Source organism: Brenneria tiliae (assembly GCF_023347575.1).
Taxonomy (GTDB): Bacteria; Pseudomonadota; Gammaproteobacteria; order Enterobacterales; family Enterobacteriaceae; genus Brenneria; species Brenneria corticis.
Genome location: NZ_JAKPCB010000100.1, coordinates 366,460 through 388,659 on the forward strand (window position 1 = coordinate 366,460; position 22,200 = coordinate 388,659).

Annotated in this window: 15 protein-coding genes and 1 CRISPR repeat array; of the genes, 7 read left to right on the top strand and 8 right to left on the bottom strand. The window is 55.2% G+C overall.

The genetic code is table 11. The features are described 5' to 3' along the window. Positions 1 to 214 precede the first annotated feature (214 nt). On the top strand, positions 215 to 967 hold the full coding sequence (locus MFP24_RS16845) for a response regulator transcription factor (RefSeq protein ID WP_249231177.1): 753 nt from the start codon (positions 215 to 217) through the stop codon (positions 965 to 967). A gap of 29 nt (positions 968 to 996) precedes the next feature. Further along, a complete protein-coding gene (locus MFP24_RS16850) occupies positions 997 to 2,334 on the top strand; it encodes an ATP-binding protein (RefSeq protein ID WP_249231176.1) in 1,338 nt (445 codons plus the stop codon). On the opposite strand, the gene MFP24_RS16855 is transcribed toward MFP24_RS16850, so the two are convergent. Further along, on the bottom strand, positions 2,331 to 4,277 hold the full coding sequence (locus MFP24_RS16855; RefSeq protein ID WP_249231175.1) for a TonB-dependent receptor domain-containing protein: 1,947 nt from the start codon (positions 4,275 to 4,277) through the stop codon (positions 2,331 to 2,333). The two genes, MFP24_RS16850 and MFP24_RS16855, sit on opposite strands and share 4 nt — an antisense overlap. Positions 4,278 to 4,465: 188 nt before the next feature. Between MFP24_RS16855 and MFP24_RS16860 the strand changes: the two genes are divergently transcribed. Next, on the top strand, positions 4,466 to 4,909 hold the full coding sequence (locus MFP24_RS16860; RefSeq protein ID WP_249231174.1) for an Xre family toxin-antitoxin system antitoxin: 444 nt from the start codon (positions 4,466 to 4,468) through the stop codon (positions 4,907 to 4,909). Beyond that, on the top strand, positions 4,906 to 5,367 hold the full coding sequence (locus MFP24_RS16865; protein ID WP_249231173.1) for an RES family NAD+ phosphorylase: 462 nt from the start codon (positions 4,906 to 4,908) through the stop codon (positions 5,365 to 5,367). Before MFP24_RS16860 ends, MFP24_RS16865 begins: the two co-directional genes overlap by 4 nt. A 433-nt stretch (positions 5,368 to 5,800) precedes the next feature. On the opposite strand, the gene ssb1 is transcribed toward MFP24_RS16865, so the two are convergent. Beyond that, a complete protein-coding gene (gene ssb1 / locus MFP24_RS16870) occupies positions 5,801 to 6,349 on the bottom strand; it encodes a single-stranded DNA-binding protein SSB1 (protein ID WP_249231172.1) in 549 nt (182 codons plus the stop codon). 324 nt (positions 6,350 to 6,673) lie between these two features. Between ssb1 and uvrA the strand changes: the two genes are divergently transcribed. From uvrA to MFP24_RS16885, 3 genes are all read left to right on the top strand, one after another. Further along, positions 6,674 to 9,511 (top strand): excinuclease ABC subunit UvrA, encoded by a 2,838-nt coding sequence (gene uvrA, locus MFP24_RS16875; protein ID WP_249231171.1) that lies wholly within the window; start codon positions 6,674 to 6,676, stop codon positions 9,509 to 9,511. A 25-nt stretch (positions 9,512 to 9,536) separates the two neighbouring features. Beyond that, positions 9,537 to 9,956 (top strand): secondary thiamine-phosphate synthase enzyme YjbQ, encoded by a 420-nt coding sequence (locus MFP24_RS16880; RefSeq protein ID WP_249231170.1) that lies wholly within the window; start codon positions 9,537 to 9,539, stop codon positions 9,954 to 9,956. 445 nt (positions 9,957 to 10,401) lie between these two features. Further along, positions 10,402 to 12,078 (top strand): methyl-accepting chemotaxis protein, encoded by a 1,677-nt coding sequence (locus tag MFP24_RS16885; protein ID WP_249231169.1) that lies wholly within the window; start codon positions 10,402 to 10,404, stop codon positions 12,076 to 12,078. 116 nt (positions 12,079 to 12,194) lie between these two features. Then, positions 12,195 to 13,422: direct repeats of the CRISPR family, unit length 28 nt; unit sequence TTTCTGAGCTGCCTGTACGGCAGTGAAC. 128 nt (positions 13,423 to 13,550) lie between these two features. Here the strand turns inward: MFP24_RS16885 and cas6f are convergent. Genes cas6f through cas1f form a run of 6 tightly spaced genes read right to left on the bottom strand, consistent with a single transcriptional unit; the run spans position 13,551 to position 21,683 of the window. Further along, positions 13,551 to 14,105 (bottom strand): type I-F CRISPR-associated endoribonuclease Cas6/Csy4, encoded by a 555-nt coding sequence (cas6f, locus tag MFP24_RS16890; protein ID WP_249231168.1) that lies wholly within the window; start codon positions 14,103 to 14,105, stop codon positions 13,551 to 13,553. 10 nt (positions 14,106 to 14,115) lie between these two features. Continuing rightward, the gene (gene csy3 / locus MFP24_RS16895; protein WP_249231167.1) at positions 14,116 to 15,126 is read right to left on the bottom strand and encodes a type I-F CRISPR-associated protein Csy3; all 1,011 of its coding nucleotides are present in this window, start codon (positions 15,124 to 15,126) and stop codon (positions 14,116 to 14,118) included. Positions 15,127 to 15,144: 18 nt separating this feature from the next. Beyond that, complete coding sequence (gene csy2 / locus MFP24_RS16900) at positions 15,145 to 16,080, bottom strand: type I-F CRISPR-associated protein Csy2 (RefSeq protein ID WP_249231166.1); 936 nt, start codon at positions 16,078 to 16,080, stop codon at positions 15,145 to 15,147. Next, positions 16,077 to 17,396: a type I-F CRISPR-associated protein Csy1 gene (csy1, locus tag MFP24_RS16905; RefSeq protein ID WP_249231165.1), complete on the bottom strand. Its 1,320-nt coding sequence runs from the start codon at positions 17,394 to 17,396 to the stop codon at positions 16,077 to 16,079. The genes csy2 and csy1 overlap by 4 nt, the downstream gene beginning before the upstream one ends. A 19-nt stretch (positions 17,397 to 17,415) precedes the next feature. After that, entirely contained in the window at positions 17,416 to 20,706 is a 3,291-nt protein-coding gene (gene cas3f / locus MFP24_RS16910; protein WP_249231164.1) for a type I-F CRISPR-associated helicase Cas3f, read from the bottom strand. After that, positions 20,703 to 21,683, bottom strand: a complete 981-nt coding sequence (cas1f, locus tag MFP24_RS16915) for a type I-F CRISPR-associated endonuclease Cas1f (protein WP_249231163.1) — start codon at positions 21,681 to 21,683, stop codon at positions 20,703 to 20,705. The genes cas3f and cas1f overlap by 4 nt, the downstream gene beginning before the upstream one ends. Positions 21,684 to 22,200 lie beyond the last annotated feature (517 nt).

The window sequence follows — 22,200 nt, forward strand, 5'->3', positions numbered from 1 at the left end:
ATAACACTTTTGTTTTGCGGCGGAATAGGGGAATAGGTAAAAAAGTATTTCCGCAAAGCGGCGCGTGAACATTAGCGCGGTGGTTTGGCGCCGGCGCGGATCCGCAGTGCCCGGAGGCAGGACATTCATGGAGGGTATTGTATCCACATGGTATATTCTTGTGGCGCCAGTCATGGTCACTGGCTCGGCACTGTCGGTTTTAGCGGGAAGGTTAATGAATATAGCTCAAATCGTAGCGATGCCGCGCGCGCTGGTGGTGGATGATCACCGTAAAATCCGCGAGCCGCTCGCCGTATACTTGCGCCGCCATGCGTTTGATGTGCGCACCGCCGAAAGCGCGGCGGGGATGTGGCTGATGCTGAAAAACCAGTCGTTTGATATCGTCATTCTGGATGTCATGCTGCCCGACGGGGACGGCATGACGTTGTGTCATCAGATCCAACGGCGCTGCAACACCCCGGTGATTCTGCTGACCGCGCGCGGCGATATCGACGATCGTATTCGCGGGCTGGATCTGGGGGCCGATGATTATGTGGTCAAGCCGTTCGAGCCGCGGGAACTGGTCGCCCGTATGCATAGCGTTCTGCGCCGACAGAGCGTAAACCGGCCGGAATCCTCGCATGCCGATACGGTTAACAAGCGGGTAATCTATCGTTTTGGTGGTTTACACTTTATGCCGATAAGCGGAATACTCAGTAACGATGAGGGCGCCACGGTGCAATTGAGCACCATGGAAGGACGTCTGCTGAGCGCTTTTTTGCAACATCCCAACATCGAGCTGAGCCGCGATCGGCTGATTGATCTATGCGTTCGCAATGGGGAGGACGTGTTCGATCGCAGCATAGATCGGCAAGTCAGCCGCCTGCGCGGCAAGCTCGCCCATTTTCTGCGCGATCGCGAACTATTGATCACCGTCTGGGGCCGCGGCTATCTTCTGGCGACGGACGTGAGCGTGCAGCCGGCATGAGGTGGCTGCGCCGCTGTATCCCAAGGCGCATGGGCAATCAGTTAGCGCTGCTGCTGGTGCTGGCGTTGGCGATATCCAATGCCATCGCCATCGCCTGTATCCAGTTTACCGGGGCGCTGCTTCATCCGGTGTCGCGTACGTTGGCGCTTGAGCGGCTGACCATCGCCTATCAGGCGGCGGAGAGCCTGTCGGCAACGGACGCCGGGCAACTGCTTACCTCCATGAATGCCGGCGATACCCGCTTCTGGATCGCGGCGTATCCTGACGTCAGCCCATTTGATATGCGGCCGGAGGAACGCCGGCTGGCGGCGGAGCTGGCCGCTCGTCCGCCAATCGCGCGGGGAATATCCATCGTCATGCAGTTGGAAAGTACGGACGGCGGATTGGCGCGCGGACATTTCTTCAGTGCGGCGCGTTGGGAGCCGCTGCGGCTGCGCACCACTATCCGGCTGCCGGACGGGCGGTATCTTAATGGTATACAGCACCCGATTCAGGCCTATGAATGGAGCCGCCTGCTGTCCTACTCGCTGCCGGTCGCCAGCGTGCCGCTGCTGCTGATTGTGGCGCTCTTTATGCGGCGCGTGGTGCATCCCGTCAAGAAGCTGGCCGACGCGACGGATCGCGTCAGCCGGGGAGAATGGATAGCGCCGCTGCCGTTATCCGGTCCGCAGGAAGCGCGCGAACTGACGCAGGCGTTTAACGTCATGCAAGAACGGATCGCCCGTCACGTTGAAGGCCGAACCCGGATGCTGGCCGCCATCAGTCACGATCTGAATACCCCCATTACCGAACTGCGTCTACAGGTCGAACTGCTGGCGGAGGGGCCTGAGCGCGACGACATGTTGGAAAGTCTGGCCGAGCTCGGCGCGATGGTGAGCGAAACCCTTAATTTCGTGCGCGGCGACGCGCTGCAAGAGCCAACGAGCAGGTTGTCGATTACCGATATACTCGACGATTTAGCCAAGCGCTACCGCATACTGGGGCATCAGGTGATATGGCCGGGAGCGGCGCCGATGGCGATCCGCGGGCGGCCGCTGGCGCTAAAACGCGCATTGGGCAATTTGATCGACAATGCGATAGTGCACGGCGGGGACGCGACCCTGAGCCTGTGGCGTGAGGGCGACAACCTGCGTATTGAAATTCTTGATCGCGGTCCGGGCATTGATGCGGCCAGTCTGGAACAGGTTTTTGAGCCTTTCGTGCAACTGGGGCGACATCGCGGACGCGGGGACGGTGAAATCGGCGCGGGAATCGGATTGGGGCTGTCCATCGCCCGCGCCTGTATTCATGCGCACGGCGGCGAGCTGATTCTGGAGAATCGCCCGCCGACCGGACTCTGTGCGGTGGTATGGCTGCCCGCGGATTAGAAGGTGATGTTGGAGCCAAACCAGAAGGTGCGGCCGTAGTTCACCGTACCGTAGGTTTCATCATCCAGACGTTTGTCGTTCAGATTGTAAACCGCGCCGTTCAGCGCGACCGCCGGGGTCAACTGGTAGGAGACGCCGATATCGGCCGTGGTGTAGCCGGGAGACGGTTCGGCGCTAACCGTATTGCCGAACTCTTTGCCGTAGTAGTTGGCGGCGGCCCACAGCTGTGCTTTCTCGGTCACATTCCACTCGGTGCGCAGGTTGGCTTTTTGCTTCGGCGTCAGCGCCAGCGGCGCGCCGGCGTTGGCGCCGCTTTTTTGCTCCGAGTCGGTATAGGTGTAGTTGCCTTTCAGGGAGAGCGTTGGCGTAATCTGCCAGCGTCCGTTCAGCTCAACGCCGCGAATAACCGCTTTATCGATATTGATTCGCTCCATAATGATAAAATTATTCCAACGCCGATCCGTGGTGTTGGTTGAAAGTTTATCCTGAAAGTCGTTATAGAATACCGTTGCGCCGGCCGATAGGTTATCGCGGTTGGACCAGAGCGCCGACAGCTCATAGTTGGTGCTGGTTTCCGGCTTCAGATCCGAGTTGCCGAACATCACGTAGGTATTACGGCGCAGCACGGCGTAATCATCAATAACCGCACGCAGTTCCGGCGCCTTAAAGCCCCTGGCGATACCGCCTTTGACGGTCCATTCGTCATTCAAATGCCATACCCCGTAGAGTCGGGGATTGAAATGACTGCCGTATTTTTCATGGTGATCCAGACGCAGGCCGGTGGTCAGCGCAAAGCTATCGGTAAGCCGCCACTCGTCTTCGGCAAACAACGCTTTTTGGATGACCTGGAATTTGTAGTTTTTCCGATCGCCCACGCCCTGATTCCAGTCATGCAGCGTGCTCTGGTTCCATTGCACGCCGGCCGTTGTGACGTGGTAGTCGGTTGGCGCCACCAGCTTGGCGTCGAATACGGTATTCTTGATTTCAGGTTTACGCCCCAGAACATCCGCCTGTCTGGCGGTGGCTACGCCCTCACGGCTGGTTTTTTCCTGCGACAGCGAAAGGTTTGAGGTCGCCCAGCTCCAGCGTCCTTCATGAGATACCGACCAGTGATCGCGATGGTTCTTTTGTTCCCGGGTCGCCCAGTTGGGGCTGGTGCCTTCGCCATTCTTCAGACGCGTGGCGCCTGCTTCCAGCAAAATGTCATGATTGGCCGTTGGCGTAAAGGACAGCCGGCCGGTCAGATCGCGATGGTCGGCTTTGGTGAAACCGTTGGTATTCTGAACATCATCGTCGGCCTGACGGTTCAGATAACGTCCCCACAGCTGTAGTCCTACGAGATCTTCAATCACCGGCCCATTGAGATAGAACTGGGTCTGGCTGGCATTGCCCTGATCGCTGTGCTGGCGTGCCGAATAGTCATAAGACACCGAGCCGCCCCATTCACGCGCCACTTTGCGGGTGATGATATTGATAACGCCGCCGATGGCATCCGAACCGTACAGCGACGACATCGGGCCGCGAATCACTTCAATACGCTCAATGGCCGCGGCTGGCGGGACAAAACTCTGTTCATAACCGGCATTGCCGTTGACGCGGGAATCGCGTCCGCTCTGACGTTTTCCATCCACCATCAGCAGGGTGTAATCACCGGGCATACCGCGAATGGAAATATCTGTTTCATTCGCGCCGCCGTTTACCGTTACGCCTTCCACGTCGCGTACCGCATCTCCCAGATTCTGGATGGAGCGTTTACGCAGATCTTCGCCTTTAATCACGGTAATGGAGGCAGGGGCGTCTTCCTGGAGCTGTTCAAATCCGGAAGCCGTAACCACCAGGGTATCGTTTGCCTGTTCTTCCGCCTGGGCGTAGAAGCTCATTGGCAGGGCCAGCGCGAGCTTGATGACGACGGCCAGCGGACGTTGGTGAAAGCGCGATTGCATGAGGAGATATCTCTCTGAAAGTTTATTAAACGCGAATCATACGCATGCGCATTAATAAAAATTGGACAAGGTGTGACAACGAGGGAAAGTTGGCGATGGCGGGCGATTAGGGTCAGCATTCACCCTTGAAAAGAACCGACAATTGTCCATAATGACTACTGACAAATGTCAGGTTGAAGGAGGTCGCGATGAGAACCTATGTTCCCGATGGCAAACCGGATGGCAGTGCGCTCTGGCGCTACGCGGGCCTGCCGGCGCGCGGGCTTGAACTCACCCGCCTGCTGAAAGTCGGTCTGCCTGTCGATGTGCTGGACAATATTCGGCACTGGTCGGCAATGTCCAAAGCAGACATTATGCGAGTCACCGGCATCAACGAACGCAACGTTGCGCGTCGTAAAAACGCGGGCAAAAACCTCTCTCCCGATGAAAGCGAGCGGGTCGCGCGTTTTGTCCGCGTAATGGATGCGGCGGTACGGCTTTTTGACGGGAACAAAGAAGACGCATACCGCTGGCTCAGCCTCCCGGTTAAAGGTTTAGGCCATGTCGCCCCCATGTCTCTTATTTCCACAGAGAGCGGCGCACTGGAAGTTTTGGATCTGATCGGCAGACTGGAACACGGCGTCTTTTCATGATTTTTTATCGCCTGATAAAAACCGCCCATGCCTCAGAAGCCTGGACCGGATATGGCGCCAAACAATATGGCGGACGCTGGAACCACAAAGGATATCCGGCCATCTATGTTTCCACCTCGATTTCGCTTGCCGCGCTGGAAATACTGGTGCACGTATCCAAAGAAGCCCTTCTGGAGCAGTACTCGCTGTTCAGTATTGACGTTCCTGACGACGATGTCGCCTCCCTCGCGCCAGAATTTTTTCCTGATAACTGGCGGCGGGATCCCGCGACCGTATCGACTATGGATATTGGAACAGGGTGGTTACAATCCGCCGAGGGTGTGGCGCTTATTATACCGTCCAGCATCATTCCAGCCGAGAATAATGCCGTACTTAATCCGCACCATCCCGGCTTTACGCCGTGCCTGAGCAGTACGCGAGAACTGCCATTCTTCTTTGACCGGCGATTAATGAAATAGTCGACATCGCCGCTAACCAGGCGTCGGTACTAAAAGATATCTATACCCGTCATACTTCAAGCTGCAGGTGCGTTGGCTACGCTCAGTCACCCGAATCACTTACTTGAGTAAGCTCATCGGGATTCCTTCCCTTGCCGCCTTCCTGCAACTCGAATTATTTAGGGTATAAGTAGTACCGCTTTTAAGCTAATGAAGAAAATAATAAAGCCCCGAATTACGGGGCTTTCAGACCATTGACAAAGTAGCCATTGGTGATAGCAAATCCAAATCCGTCATTCCTGCGTAGGCAGGAATCTTCCTGATATCAACGCACTAGCTGAAAGCAGATCCCCGCCTACGCGGGGATGACTATGGCGGAGTGGGTTTGTCAGCAATCTGAAAGCCCCGAATTACGGGGCTTTATTGAGATGACGAAAGATATTTTAATGCCGGATCAAAACGGAATATCGTCGTCAAAGTCCATCGGCGGTTCGTTGCCTGCCGCCGGGGCGTTGTTCTGTGCCGGGCGCGCTTGCTGCGCTGGCGCGGCGCCGCCGCTGAACTGATTGCCGCCCTGCGGTTGCTGCGGCTGGCCCCAGCCGCCGGATTGCTGCCCGCCCGCGCCCGCGCCGCCGGCCGGTGCGCCGCCGCCTTGACGGCCGCCCAGCATTTGCATGGTGCCGCCGATGTTGACCACCACTTCGGTGGTGTATTTGTCTACGCCGGACTGATCGGTCCATTTACGGGTTTGCAGCGAACCTTCGATATAAACCTGAGAACCTTTACGCAGGTATTCGCCCGCGACTTCAGCCAGTTTGCCGAACAGCACCACGCGATGCCATTCGGTTTTCTCTTTCTGCTCGCCGGTTTGCTTGTCACGCCAGCTTTCCGACGTGGCCAGCGTGATGTTGGCAACCGCACCGCCATTCGGCATATAGCGAACTTCCGGGTCCTGCCCCAGATTTCCGACAAGAATCACTTTATTAACGCCCCTGCTGGCCATGCTCGTGTCTCCTGATGAATCACTCGATTTATCTTAAGTCTAAACGATCGATTTTAGCATGATACGAATTTCTATCATACCTGCGAAATAGCTTCAGCAATGAAAGTGCTGATTGCAGCGGTTGCATAAAAAACGCGCCAATAACTGGATATCCATTCAGCCTTTTTGGTGGTAGGCTATCCCGGTTCGCTGCCTTTACCGGCTGTTTCCGTCAATGCTAAAAACGCGCCTGGCGTTTTTTTTGTGCCATAATTGCATGTTTCGTACCGGTTGTCTCCGTCCGCGAGATAATGCAAAACCGTATTTATTTCGGGAAGTGTGTGAATGGATAAGATCGAAGTTCGTGGTGCCCGTACTCATAATCTCAAGAATATCAACCTGATAATTCCTCGCGACAAGCTGATAGTGATCACCGGATTATCGGGTTCAGGTAAGTCATCGCTGGCGTTTGATACGTTATATGCCGAAGGGCAGCGGCGTTACGTTGAATCTCTCTCCGCCTACGCGCGCCAGTTTTTGTCGCTGATGGAGAAACCGGACGTCGATCATATCGAAGGGTTGTCGCCCGCCATTTCCATTGAGCAGAAATCGACGTCGCACAACCCGCGCTCCACCGTCGGCACCATTACCGAAATTCACGATTACCTGCGCCTGCTGTTTGCACGCGTCGGCGAGCCGCGCTGCCCGGAGCATGACGTTCCTCTGGACGCGCAGACCGTCAGTCAGATGGTGGATAACGTACTGTCTCAGCCGGAGGGCAAGCGGCTGATGCTGCTGGCGCCGGTGGTGAAAGATCGCAAGGGCGAGCACAGCAAGACGCTGGAAAATCTGGCGACGCAGGGTTACATCCGGGCGCGTATCGACGGCGAAGTGTGCGATCTGTCCGATCCGCCGCCGCTGGAATTGCAGAAAAAGCACACCATCGAAGTCGTCGTCGATCGCTTCAAAGTGCGCGACGATCTGGCGCAGCGTCTGGCGGAGTCGTTTGAAACCGCTCTGGAATTGTCCGGCGGCAGCGCGGTGGTGGCGGATATGGACGACCCGACGGTGCCCGAACTGCTGTTCTCGGCCAATTTCGCCTGTCCGGTGTGCGGTTACAGCATGCATGAGCTGGAACCGCGCATGTTTTCGTTCAATAACCCGGCGGGCGCCTGCCCCAGCTGCGACGGCCTGGGGGTACAGCAGTTTTTCGATCCGGCCCGGGTAATACAGAACGCCGAGCTGTCGCTGGCGGGCGGGGCGATCCGCGGCTGGGATCGGCGTAACTTCTACTATTTCCAGATGCTGCGCTCGCTGGCGGAGCACTATAAGTTTGATGTCGATGCGCCGTTCGACAGCCTGGGCGAATCACTCCAGAAGCTGATCCTGTACGGTTCAGGCAAGGAAAACGTCGAGTTTAAATATATCAATGACCGGGGCGATACCTCGGTGCGCCGTCACCCGTTTGAAGGGGTGCTGCATAATATGGAGCGCCGTTATAAAGAGACGGAGTCCAGCGCGGTGCGCGAAGAGCTGGCGAAATTTATCAGCAATCGCCCTTGCGCCAGCTGCGGCGGCACGCGGCTGCGCGAAGAGGCGCGCCACGTATTCGTTGAGCAGACCACGCTGCCGCAAATTTCCGATATGAGCATCGGCCATGCGATGAGCTTCTTTCAGAACATGAAACTGAGCGGACAGCGCGCCAAAATCGCCGAGAAAGTGCTGAAGGAAATCGGCGATCGGCTGAAATTTCTGGTCAACGTGGGGCTGAATTACCTGTCGCTGTCGCGCTCGGCGGAAACCCTCTCCGGCGGCGAAGCGCAGCGTATCCGTCTGGCGAGCCAGATCGGCGCCGGGCTGGTCGGGGTGATGTACGTGCTGGACGAACCGTCCATCGGCCTGCATCAGCGCGATAATGAACGCCTGCTGGAAACGCTGATTCACCTGCGCAATCTGGGCAACACCGTGATTGTGGTTGAGCATGACGAAGACGCGATTCGCGCCGCCGACCATGTGATTGATATCGGCCCCGGCGCGGGCGTGCACGGCGGCGAGATAGTCGCGGAAGGGACGATGCAGCAGATTATGGCGGTGCCGGAATCGCTCACAGGCCAGTTCCTCAGCGGAAAACGCAAGATTGACGTGCCGCAGCGGCGCGTGCCCGCCGACCCGACCAAAGTGCTGAAACTGATCGGCGCGAAGGGCAATAACCTGAAAGACGTGACGCTGACGCTGCCGGTGGGGCTGTTTACCTGCATCACCGGGGTGTCCGGCTCGGGTAAATCCACGCTGATTAACGATACGCTATTCCCGCTGGCGCAGCGTCAGCTTAACGGCGCCACGCTGGCCGAACCGGCGGCCTACCGCGACATTCAGGGGCTGGAGCATTTCGATAAGGTCATCGACATCGACCAAAGCCCGATCGGCCGCACGCCGCGCTCCAATCCGGCCACCTATACCGGTATTTTTACCCCGATTCGCGAGCTGTTCGCCGGCGTGCCGGAATCACGCACCCGCGGCTATAACCCCGGCCGCTTTAGCTTTAACGTCCGCGGCGGGCGCTGCGAAGCCTGTCAGGGGGATGGGGTCATCAAAGTCGAAATGCACTTCCTGCCGGATATCTACGTGCCGTGCGACCAGTGCAAAGGCAAACGTTACAACCGCGAAACGCTGGAAATCAGATACAAAGGCAAGGGTATCCATGAAGTGCTGGATATGACCATCGAAGAAGCCCGCGAATTCTTTGATGCCATCCCGGCGCTGGCGCGCAAGCTGCAAACCCTGATTGACGTCGGCCTGTCGTATATCCGTCTGGGACAATCCGCCACCACGCTGTCCGGCGGCGAGGCGCAGCGCGTCAAGCTGGCGCGCGAGCTGTCGAAACGCGGCACCGGGCAGACGCTGTATATCCTGGATGAACCGACCACCGGCCTGCATTTCGCCGATATCCAGCAACTGCTGGCGGTGCTGCACCAGCTGCGCGATCAGGGCAATACCATCGTGGTCATCGAACATAATCTGGATGTGATTAAAACCGCGGACTGGATTGTCGATCTGGGGCCGGAGGGCGGCAGCGGCGGCGGGGAAATTCTGGTCTCCGGGACGCCGGAAACGGTCGCCGACTGCGAACAGTCGCATACGGCGCGTTTCCTGAAGCCGATGCTGGCGCGTCAACCTGCGTAACCTTCACCGCTAAGCCGAGGTAGCTATGTGGATACAATATGAAATTCGTCTGACGCCGAAAGCCAGAGGCTTTCATCTGATTACCGAGGAAGTGCTGGCGCAGGTAAAAGCGCTACGGCAAATCAAGGTCGGTCTGCTGCATATTTTTATCCAACATACCTCGGCGGCTCTGACGATAAATGAAAATGCCGATCCTACCGTACGGCAGGATTTTGAACGATTCTTTAATCGCCTGGTGCCGGAAGATGAGCCCTATTATCAGCATGTCGATGAAGGCAGCGACGATATGCCCGCGCATCTAAAGGGCAGTCTGTTAGGGAGCAGCCTGACGCTTCCCATTAGCGACGGGCGGCTGAACGTGGGCACCTGGCAGGGGATTTATTTATGTGAACACCGTAATCACGGCGGTAGTCGCCGCTTGGTTGTGACGCTGCAAGGGGAATAATGGGCCGGCCGGGATACGACAAACCGCAGGGAACGAATTTCTTTTAAGCCGCGGGGCGCCGGGCTTTTTCTCTGCGGCGATTTTTTTTAACAGTTTTTTTGACCATAAAAATAATAAAGATATAGCTAATCAGGCCGATAAGAATCATCAGCGCAGTGAGAGTGACTAACGCGGATGGACGTGAAGAAGGATAATGACGGCGGCTGCCGGCTGGATATTATCCTGCGTTGGTTTCTTACATAGAATCTTGGGCGAAGCCGTTGTTCGGGCGATAAGCATTATTTTCCGAATGGCGGCGGTAGTAATGTTGTCAGTGTTGCTGTTGTTGCATTTTTTGATGTTATTTATGGTAATTACTCTCCTTCATAATTTCCCATCCTGTTGATATCCCTCACTTGTCGTTCTCTGTTGTGTTTTTGGTTTTTTATTGAAGTAAGGGGAGAGTATGCGTTTATCCGACTGGAAAATCGGCACCCGTTTGGTGGCCTGGTTTATCTTTCTCGTCGCCATGATTTGTCTTATCAGTCTGGTCTCGCTTTCGCGGTTATCTTATTTTCACGATGACGCCCGCGGAATAGTTGAAGATGTCTATCCGCAGACGGTGGATGCCAACCGGCTGATCGATGATGTGAATGCCGCGGTATTGGCGTTTCAGAAACTGCTACTGGTGCAAAGCGAGGATAAAGTCAAACAGGTACGTGATGAAATCACCCACGTATCGAGTAATATCAGCCATTTAATGGAAAAAATAGCGGCCAGCGCTACCGATGCGGAATCGCAGAAAATTATGCGCGATATTCACCAATATCGGACGGAATTTCTGAATTCGGGGCAAAAAATCATCAGCCTGACTTTGGCGGGAGAGCAGGATGCGGCCGTCGACGAATTTAATGCCAACACGGATATTATCCAGAGCAAATATCGAAGCGCCATCACCCGTCTGATTGATTATCAGGATAATGCCATGGACGTCACGATTGATGAGATGTCCCACTCCTATAACGTCAGCCGCTGGATTCTGCTGGGTATTCTGTTCGGCTGTATTGTGGTCGGCAGCATGATTGCCGTGGCGATGACGCGCAGCATCACGTTGCCGATTAATCAGGCATTGCAGGTGGCTAATCGCGTGGCGCAGGGAGACCTGATGTCAACGATTGAGTCGCGGGGCAAAGATGAAACCAGCCAACTGCTACAGGCGCTGGAGCATATGAATGTCAGTCTGCGGCAGATCGTCGGTCAGGTACGTGAAGGGGCGGAATCCATCACCACCGCCTCTTCCCAGATTGCCGCCGGCAACCAGGATTTGTCGGCGCGTACGGAAGAGCAGGCCAGTTCGCTGGAACAAACCGCGTCCTCCATGGAGGAGCTGACGTCGACCATTAAAAATACCGCCGACAACACCCGGCAGGCCACGGAGATTGCCAACAAAGCGTCTGATTCGGCGAAACGCAGCAGCGAAGTGATGGTTTCCGTTACGCAAAAAATGCGCGGGATTCGCGATTCTTCCCAGCGGATGGCGGAAATTATCAGCGTCATCGACGGCATTGCCTTTCAGACCAATATTCTGGCATTGAATGCCGCCGTGGAAGCCGCCCGTGCCGGCGAACAAGGGCGCGGTTTCGCCGTGGTGGCGGGTGAAGTCCGTTCTCTGGCGCAGCGCAGCGCCACGGCGGCAAAGGAAATTAAAGAACTGATTGATGACTCCGTCGGAAAAATCCATGAAGGGATGCAACTGGTGGATAACGCCGAAGAAAATATCAGCGGCCTGACGACCAACGTTCAGGACGTAAACGATATCATCAGCGAAATCGCCCAGGCCAGCCATGAGCAAAGCGACGGCATCAACCAGATTAATATTGCGGTAGGGCAGATCGATAGCACCACCCAGCAGAACGCGGCCCTGGTGGAAGAGTCGGCCTCGGCGGCCCTTTCGCTACAGTCCCAGGCGTCCATACTGGCGGAGTCGGTGCGTACGTTTAAGCTGGGCGACGCGGGTGCGCCATCGGCGTTCGCCCAATCCGCCAACGCGGCTAGCTCCGCCCGGCCCGCGGCATTGCCCGCCACCGGAAAACCGGCGGCGGAAAAAACCGCGGATAACTCACAGGACTGGACCTCGTTCTAAGTCTGTCTGAAGCCATTCTCCGCATGAGGATGGCTTCACTATTTTTCTTTTCAACTAAATCACGCTATTACAAATGGACAAAGTTTCATTGAAAAGGTGAGGCTTTGCCTTATTGTTATCTGCTCTGCCTGTGCGGCAGTGAACTTCAGCCCACATCTCCCAGAGGGCTCTGGCGTTTTCTAAGCTGCCTGTACGGCAGTGAACGGAAGGAAAGCCGGTTCCTGCGTATGTAGCAATTTCTAAGCTGCCTGTACGGCAGTGAACCGCTCGTCCACAACCCCGCTGGCTATCTGTTCTTTCTAAGCTGCCTGTACGGCAGTGAACAATAGTTATACAAAATAATGAAGGTTGCCACTTTTCTGAGCTGCCTGTACGGCAGTGAACGCAACGCAGTCAGGCTGTCCGGATCAGAACCCTTTCTGAGCTGCCTGTACGGCAGTGAACATGACAACTCAACGGCTAATTGGATGGCTGGCTTTCTGAGCTGCCTGTACGGCAGTGAACGTAGAATGCGTGCACCTGCGCTGGAAACATTATTTCTGAGCTGCCTGTACGGCAGTGAACACCTCGGATGCCTGACCGCGACGCGGCATAAATTTCTGAGCTGCCTGTACGGCAGTGAACCAGTGGGCGCAGGAGAACGGTTACTCCCGCGATTTCTGAGCTGCCTGTACGGCAGTGAACGTGGTCTACTACCGTACATATCAGCAATTGCCTTTCTGAGCTGCCTGTACGGCAGTGAACTTATCAGGTGGCATTTGATTACCGTGATAAATTTTCTGAGCTGCCTGTACGGCAGTGAACTTAGCGTGTTCAGCGCCCGGTTAACGTTGGCCTTTCTGAGCTGCCTGTACGGCAGTGAACGGGTTTCATGCACGATGCGATCGCGCTCATACTTTCTGAGCTGCCTGTACGGCAGTGAACATAGAGCCATGATTATTGCCGCCGACGCTAATTTTCTGAGCTGCCTGTACGGCAGTGAACTGGAGGTATTGGGCGTAGGCGCCGTGCTTTGTTTTCTGAGCTGCCTGTACGGCAGTGAACCGCTTTCACAGACCAATGTGGTGTCATCCAACTTTCTGAGCTGCCTGTACGGCAGTGAACTTCGGCAATATCCATGCCGGAGGCCAGCGACATTTCTGAGCTGCCTGTACGGCAGTGAACCTGGATCAGCAGCTTTGGTGCTGGCATTTTCTTTTCTGAGCTGCCTGTACGGCAGTGAACCAGATAGCGCGTGATTGGGAGCGAAACATTCTTTTCTGAGCTGCCTGTACGGCAGTGAACGATACGGACCTGATTTTGTCCAGCCTGTGGGATTTCTGAGCTGCCTGTGCGGCAGTGAACTGTTATAAAATTATGGTTTATTCCTGATTGTTAAAGAAAAACAGCATCAGCGACGTAAAAACCCTTTTTTAAACGAGTGGTCAATCCTATGTAAAATCAGCAGGTTAGGATTGACCGAAGAAAAAGGGTCAGAACCACGGCACGGTGGCGGCTGAGCTCAGCCCGTATGAACTGAACTCCCCCTTAACCGGCGTTTCCTGAATGGGTCCCTGCGCGACAAACAGCTTGAACATCTGACCAGATGACAGACTTTTTAACTGTAGAAAAGGCAGGTTAGTGCGCTTCTCGCAGGTAAGCGGTATCTGCTCTTCCGCCTGCTGTTCGGTCAGCCAGCCTTTTTTAACCGAACGCCGACGCAAACGCGGCGCGCTGCTTTTCACCTGAACCCGTTGCACGGTGCGGAATTTTGCCCCAACGGGCACCGGCTGAATCTCACTGCTTTGGGTATAATCCCGTAATCCTTTCAGCCAGTTGCTCGCCTGTAACGCAGACAGCGCGTGTGCCGGGCCATGCAACCGGATGGTCTTACCCAGCGTTTTTCCGGCGTCAGGGAAACTTACGCCAATGTTTCCCGTTGCCATTTGTCCCAGCGAACGGTGCAGTTTGGCAAACAGCGCATTCAGCAGTTCTGATTCGGTAAATTCGAGATCTGGCAGCACACGTATCTCAAGGTAGTGATCCATGGCCTGCTCCTTATTCACCTTTCTCGCCAAACACACCGCCCCGAATCAGTGTCGCTATCACATAATGCTGCTGATCCTGTTCCGGTGCATTGCCTTTGGTGATCCAGTTATCCAGCAGGGTGTAAAAATCCATTTTCTGCTTAGGCTGACGATAGGCTTTGCCTCGGCTGGTCACTGAGCCGTAAGGTTCAACCGCAATCGGCCCCAGCCCCAGTTCCACCGCATCAGGATACCAATCATCAACGGTACGCAAGGCGTTGCCAATCTTTTGGGAATGCAGCGCTGCCGTACCATCCACCTGATACAGAATCTTGCTTTTCTTATTGCGGCTGTTGTCGTCCAGCACCAGTTCCTGCGAGGGGAACACTTCCTGACCGGCCCCTAAGCGCACAAACGCTTCAACGGTGAAAAAAGCCGAACCCTGCCCCAATAGCCCTTGCTCAATGGCCGCCGCCAGCTGTGCCAAATCATCGCCGGGCTCGCTGAAGTGCCGCAGCGAATAGTCTTCGCCATCGAACGTCCAGCTTTTTTCACCCTGCGTTACCCGTATTTTCAACGCCTCAGCCCCAATCCGGTTGCGCCATAAAAAGCGGCCATTAGCCAGATTTTCCGCGTAACGCGCCGCCAGCACGCCGAATCCGTATTCGGCGATATAACCATCAATCACCCGTGATAGTTCGGCCTGATAATCCTGATCGTTACAGACGGAAGGCGTCGCCAGATTACCCAGCACGCGTAACGAAAAACTGACCTTCAGCGTATCGGCATCAAAAGGCAGAGACGCCACATCAACGCGTTGCAGGTTGGCTTTTTGAATCTCGGCATCCAGCTTGGCCGGGTCGCTGGCCAGAGCATTTTTCAGACGGTTGGATATGGTGCCGCGTACCGCTTTTTCTTTTATTTCGATCGGCTGCCAGCCAACTGCCTGATCCCAGTGACCGGAAAACAGCAGCGCATCGGAATTAGCCAGTTTACGTTCGAACGCCAGTACTGATGCCGTTTTAATGGTTGTTTTAGCCATGATTAAATCCTTTTTCCGTTATTCGTCGTCGTTAAATTCGTAGGTTTCGGTTGCAACAGCACTGTTGCTTCGGCACAGATACCAGCCGTTGTGATAGCAGTAGCGCCAGAGCGCAGCGTGAAGATCGTCAATACGGTGTGCTCCTCGCCACTCGCCGATGCCGTAGATCGACTCGGCGAAGCAAAACGGTGTCGTCGGATCGCGGGTTTTCTCCACCTCGCCGGCGGCATACAGCGGAGAAATCGCGCGATAGCCGGTCATCAGCGGCACCAGATAACCTGACTCAGGCTTTGGCAGATAACGCCAGTCAACCTGCTCATTGCCGTCGTTGTTCGCTACGGCGCCCATCTTTATCGCCACGAAATTCAGCCAGGCATCAAGCATTTCGGCTTGTGGATTTCCCTGTTTGAGCTGCTCAAAATGATTTTTCAGCAGTTCACGCCGATCCAGCAACATATAGCCGGGCAGCAAACGACGCATGACGCTGCGGGTTTGCGCCTCATTTTGCGGGAAGGCCACTACGTCGATTTTTCCGATACGGGTAATTACACCGCCCGCCAGCCGCAGATTGGCACAGTGTATGGACAGGTGATCCGCCAGCGCCCGCGCGCCTTCATCGCCATCGGCAATCACGCCGTGGCATTCCATCAGCAGAGAGACCGTCATATGCATGCGGCCTTCTTCATTAAACGCCGCGGTTTTCTCTTCTTTAGTCAACGGATTGCGGGTAAGCGCGAAAGATCGCTCCCAGCCGGAGCCGTAAGCATGGAGCTGTTGTCGGTGGCAGATTACCCCGCAACCGCTCAGCGTCAGGTTATGGCTTTGCTGTAGCCGGCGGGAAAGGGCGTGGGTGTAACCCAGAAAGTGGGTGATAGCCGGAAAACCGTAAGTCAAGCCGGCGATGGCATTGGCGTTTTCCACGCTTACATGACGCAAAATAATCAGCGTGCTCATCGCATCTCCTCCGTCAGCGCGGACTCAGACTCCCGCATCCGGCGTTTGAACAACGCGGCCGTCGACCACTCCCGCCGCTCAACCTCGCTGAAGCGTAGCTGTTCATGTTCCAGTTGACGGTTAAGCCAGACGCCAAAGTCCTGTGCGACCTCTTTTTTCCAGTCGCCGCCTTCGCGTTCAAATTTAAAATCCCGGTCAGATAGGGCGCTATACGGATCGAGCCACAGCTGCTGGGAGCGTTTTAAGCGGCAGGTTTCTTCTCTGCTCCACCCCGCTTCTAAATTCTGTATCGCCGCCGCATAGTTAAATAAACTGTCGATAATGCTATCGGCATACGACCAGCATTGCTGGCGGATTTCCAGCGTGTTGCCGACCGGTGCGACACTGAGCAGAAATTGTCGCATCTGCCGCACCGCCGAACGGGCCAGATATTCAAACTCGCCGCGGGGGCGAAAAATGGACTTATGCTGTAACGGCGGCTTCGCCATGCTTTCCCAGACCGGCGCGGCGCAAGGCAATAAGTAGGACTTTCCCCGGCGGCCGCTGTTAAGAAACGAGATATTCTGCGGTTTGGTGCCCCCCATGTTTTGTACGGCAAGATTGGGGAAAGACACCTCTATCTCATCGTGCCAGCGCTTCTCTTTTCTGGCCAAACGAACCGCCTTGGCCTCATCGCTGAAACGCGCGGCCGTAATGCGCTGGTACAGCGCCTGTGCCAGTGAGGATGAATAAAGCGGACTGATTAAGTGGTATTGGCCGTCAGCGGAGGTGTCTGACAAGGGGAAGTAGATCTGCTTGGCCAGCTTGTGCGAACTGAGCTGCTTATCCGTCAGCGCCTGCTTAAAACCGGTTACCCACTGCGCCAGCTGCTGCGGGTCATCCGTCAATGCGGCAAGCGCGGAATCATCGCCACGCTGCAATGCCGCGACCAGCGAATCCCCCTGGTATTCCGTCTGTAGCAATTTAGCTACATCCAGCGCGGCGGCATTCCCCACCGCATCCACCGCCGGTTGTTTCAGCGCGGCGGTCGAAAGATATTCAGGACTCTCTTCCTGCGCCTGAACGCTAAATACGCTGCTGCCTTTGGCGTCGCTGTGGGTAAACTTCAGCGCATGCGTCACCAGGCTGATCTGCCCCGCGCGGGAAGCGGCATCGGTTAACCAGGCCTGGCTCTGATAGCGGTCGTTAATCTCCTGCCGTTCGGCCGCCAGCGCCGGTTCATCGTCGGCAAACTTTTTTTCCGCCGCCTCAAGCCTAAGCCGTTTGCGGTTTTCGATATAGTCGAGAATAAACCGACTTAGTCCGTCCTCTTCCATTGTCCTTCTCCTTTTTATATCAATCGAGTGCGCCAAACACCCCAAGCAACGGGTGCCATAGCCATCTTTCGTTTTTCTCTTCATCACGAACCGGTAAGTTGAGCTCGCCAAAACGCTGACTAACGGCGCTCAGCTCCATATCCAGCCGTTCCGAAAGTTGCAGGTAGATGGACTGATAGTCCGCGCTCAGCCAGCTGCTGACGCCTTCGGCCAGCACGATGTCGATATCCTGAAACACATAACTCTCTTTCCAGCCTGAATAACCGCTGTCCGGCATTTTAAACCTGAGCGGGTCGCCCTCTTCGGCTATCCATGCATAGTGTTGCTCATCCGGCACCGACTGGCGGAACGGTTTAAGGCGCTGTAGTTCCCCACTCCAGTCAGCAGAGGTTTGCCACCACAGCGCGGCGTAGTCATGCGGTGAATTCTTTATCCCCTGCATTGCCTTGCGCAGCATGTGATGTTCCAAATCCACCAGGTTTTGCTCTGGCGTAAGCGAGGGTCGCTGCTGAATCCGGGGAATGGCGCTGATTACGCGATACTGCTCTTCCGTCAGTAAATCCGCCAGATCGTGGCTGACCAGCTTTGGGTCATTTGCCGCGCGGGACTCAAACCCGGGACGACTATAGGCTGGACGGCGCTCGCGCAGCGCTTTTACGTTTTTACGCAAAATATGCAGATTCGGCGTAACCGGCTCCTGCTGCCGGTGGCGTTGGATCCGCCCGGCAAGCTGGATCAGCGAACGCATGGAGCTGGGTTCGGCAATGGCCCAATCATAGTCGTGATCTCTGCCGACTTCCGCTACCGAAGTCGCCAGCACCACAAACAGATGGTGCCGTTCCCGGTCATGCGCCAGCGCCTGCCGGATTTCATCTATTTGCCAGAGCGCATCCGGATTATAACGGGTGAGTGAGGCGTCCAGCCGCTGTTCGATATATGAGCGCATCGCCAGAGGATGCTGACTGTGATACACGCAGTAATGAATTCGGTAGTCCGCCGGTGAAGGCACCTGGAATAAATGGCGGGCAACAGCCACCAGCGGGTTGATATTCGCCATGCGAATCAGCCCCAGCGATACCGTTTTGCCTGATGAATGCGTTTGGTGATGCGCCTGATGCAATGTCATCATCGATTGATGAAAAGCGGCGGCAATTCCGGCAATCACCTCACCGGGCCGCGTTGCGGAAATAGCGACAGGAACCAGATCGGCCAGGCGCAGCACCGGGGCTTGTCGCAGTTTTTCTACTCTCGCCGCCACAAACGTTTCATGGGCCTGTTTAAAAGATTTACCCGTCCGATGATCGCTTTGCAGCGCGGTATGTTCATCAAACCAGCCGCAGCAGACGTTCACCGGCCGGTCCGGCGTGCCGCATGCCTGCTGATATTCAGCCCGCCCGCAGCGATAGGCGTTAAACAATGCCTGAATCAACGCCGGCGGCAAGGTGGCGGAAGAGAGTAATACGCGCGCGCCCAGCATCCCCGCCCAATTCACCAACCGACACAGCGCGGGCAGATCGGCGATGTCGAAATCATCCGGTTCATCCAGTACCAGATCGGCGGTCAGCAGGCGCAGCATCGGCGCAATCTGTTTGCCGCCGCGCACCCCTTCCGTCGCCGGTATCAGGTGATCGATAGTTGATACCAGCACCGGCGCGCTAAGCAATTTATGCAGCGTCGGGCTTTTGTTTAGCCAGGCGCTGAGACGCCCGTCATCCAGACTGCCGTCGTAACTGACATACTGATGCTCCGCGAATAAAGCGTCGGCCGATTCGCTGCCCGAACGCTCAGCGGCGCTGGCGGCGTCCCGATTTAACTTATGTAATTGGCTGACGGCCTGCGAACCTATCAGCACCGCCAGATCGTCATCCCGCAGCGTTAACTTTTCTCGCAGCGCATCGCCGGTTTGCAGCGTCAGCGTCCTCAGCCCCAGCGCGACGGAAAAACGGCAGCCCTGCTTTTCATCCGCCAGACCGTACATAATGCGGGCATTGGCAAAGGTCTTACCGCATCCGGTCGACGCCATATTTACGCCAAAGAAACCCTGTTCGGCTGAACGCTCGCGCAGCGTACAGGCCAAGTCAAATGCTTTATCCTGCCAGCGATATTTTGCGCTGGCGCTGCGTTGCTTAAATCCTTTATGGCGGGTGATGGACGGCAGCGTTTTTCTCACCTGCGGCAGACTGCGCCCCAGCAGCAGGGCATTTTGCCCGACGCCGATACAGTGTTCGTCCAGTTTCTGCTTACTCCGCCCGGTCCGGCGGTCGGTATTGGCGATGGCGGCATAAGCCGTATCCTGCCAGCCTTCGGTGGGCTCTAGTGAAGAATAGTGATGGTCTGCCAGCATCAGGGCCAGGCGTGCAAGATGACAGCTGTGGCGCTGACCGAGCATAGCGTACTGAGTCAGCGAACCCAGTTGCCGCGCCCGGGAGGCAAATTTATGCGCCTTATCGCGCCATGTTTTGCTGCGTATCGGCGTGCCGTAGGGAAAGCGCCAGACCGCCTGTTTGTCCCGATCGCTCCATGATTCCCTGTCCATATTGGTGGAATTCCACACGGCGGTAAGCTGTTGCGTCAACCAGCTATCGACATAAGCCAACTCCGGTGGACGGGTATAACGCTCGGGAAACGCGGTTTCTTTTGCCGGATAAGCAGGCAGGCGGTGATGCGCAACAATCAGCCAGGCAATGACCGTTGCCAGCGGCGGTAAATCTTTAAAGGGATTGCTGAACGACTCGACGCCGTCTTTTCGCAGTTGCTGGAGTAATACGGCTTCATCGGCAATATCGATCTGGCTAAGCGCAGTCAGCCAGGTCAGATCATCGCGATCGCCGACAAACGCCTGAAACAGACGCAGAGAAACCCATTCATGCCGGTAAGGCTGGTACGTTTTCCCTTCGCCGCGCAATCCCTGCTGAAACAACTCATTGGCTTTGCCGAAGTCGTGAAACAATCCGGCAATCGCGGCGAGCAGGCTGATGGATTCAAGGTTATGCCACTGATTTTCATCCTGCGATTTCAGGATATCGCGCTCGGTCATATTGGTAGGCACCACGCCCTGCGCATTAAAACGGCGTAAATTACCGATAATCCATAATAATTCCGTCCGATTGGCGCTTTTTATCCAGTGGCAGGCAACGGCGGTATTGCGCCGGGCGGTTTTACGCAACAGCTTGCGTAAAGTGTTCAGCCCTTCCAGTGTGATGGCGGTTTGCCAGGTGCGTTCGCCTTTACGTTCAGCAAACTGATCCAGCACGCGCCGGGTTTCGATCAGCGCCCGTTTATTGCATTGGGAAACCAGCAGAATATTCATCGTCCGACCCGACTTAATTTCCCGGCAACCGTTTGTAGCGCATCAATCATCACATCCAGCGCATCCGCCTGCTGAAAGCCGCTCAGGCAGCGCTGCCGGAATTCTTGCTCATCGTCCCCGGCCATTGCCGCAATAAACGCCTGCGGCAATATCAGCGCATCTTTAATCAAGTCAGCCACATCAAATACCAGCCCGCCGCGACGGGTTTTGCCATGCAATACCGCCAATCCGTGCGGCAAACCGATTACCCAGGTGGCGACCGCGGCCAGCCCATAAGCCAGATAGTTGCCATGATCGAGAAAACGGTTAGCCAGATCGACGCCACCACCCCGCTTCGCACGAATGAATTCACCATAATTAACGGCATTGGCCGCCAGCTTATACAGCGCCTTGGTCATCACCGCTTCCTGCGCCAGTAGATCATTACTATTAGCGCACGATGGCAAACTTTGTTCGTAACGATCAAGCAGGGCCAACAGCCTGTCGCTATTTAGTGCGAAGCCTGGTTCCCTTTCCATACGAGCATTCAGCCAGTGATGACGAATCTGTGCGATACGCACTTTCTGAAAGGCAACGGCGGCGGCCAAACGCTTTTCGTCATCAAACCAGAAACTCACCCAATCCTGTAAATACTCGGTAGGCCGATATTCACTTTGCGGCGTTAGCCATGAAACATCAACCTCCACTTCATTCGCCGAAAATAACGGCGTTCCGCCCCCGCCGCAAAAACCGATCATCACGCCGGCGCGAGCAAATTCACGCATAGCCGCCTGAGTAATTGACGTTCCGGTTCCCAACATAATGACGCTGGTATTGGCGATGGGGATATTCCAGTACAGGGATTGTTTACCTTCATCGGTAACGTATTCGACCCGTCCGCCGTTGACTAAAATACGGCAATATTGCAGGTAATAAACATTGGATCGCTTTGAGTGCAGAATAGTTTTTAGATCAGAGGGGCTAAATGCGTTATCCATATGCAACAATCCTGAAAAATATATTTCACAAATAGGTTTTTTTTATAGATTAGCGTTATTTATGAACAAAAAATTACGCCAATATTTAATATAGAAAAGAAAATATTTATAGCAATGATTTAATTAAAATAGGGAGAGCGGGGTCTGAATTTCATCGAAGAATAAAATGTCCAACTCCGCAAAACCGAGATCCTGTCCTTCCTTTTTGCCAGAAAGAGGATTCCGGGTAACCCTTTTTCACGACATATCTCATATATCAATTAAATTCAATAGGTTACGTGTAGTGATATAAAAAAAGGTATAGCGGGAACATTAACGATTGTTCTTTTTAAATCAATCAACTACTGTTGATTCAGACCATTGACAAAGTAGCCATTGGTAATAGCGAATCCAAATCCGTCATTCCTTATACGTGCAGACCTTGTTGTCTGCATGTATTAAGATCCTCAGGGACGCCTGAGGGAGAGATAAACAGGCTGAGTCATTCCCGAGGCCTTCCGAGCCTGTTTCGCAGATA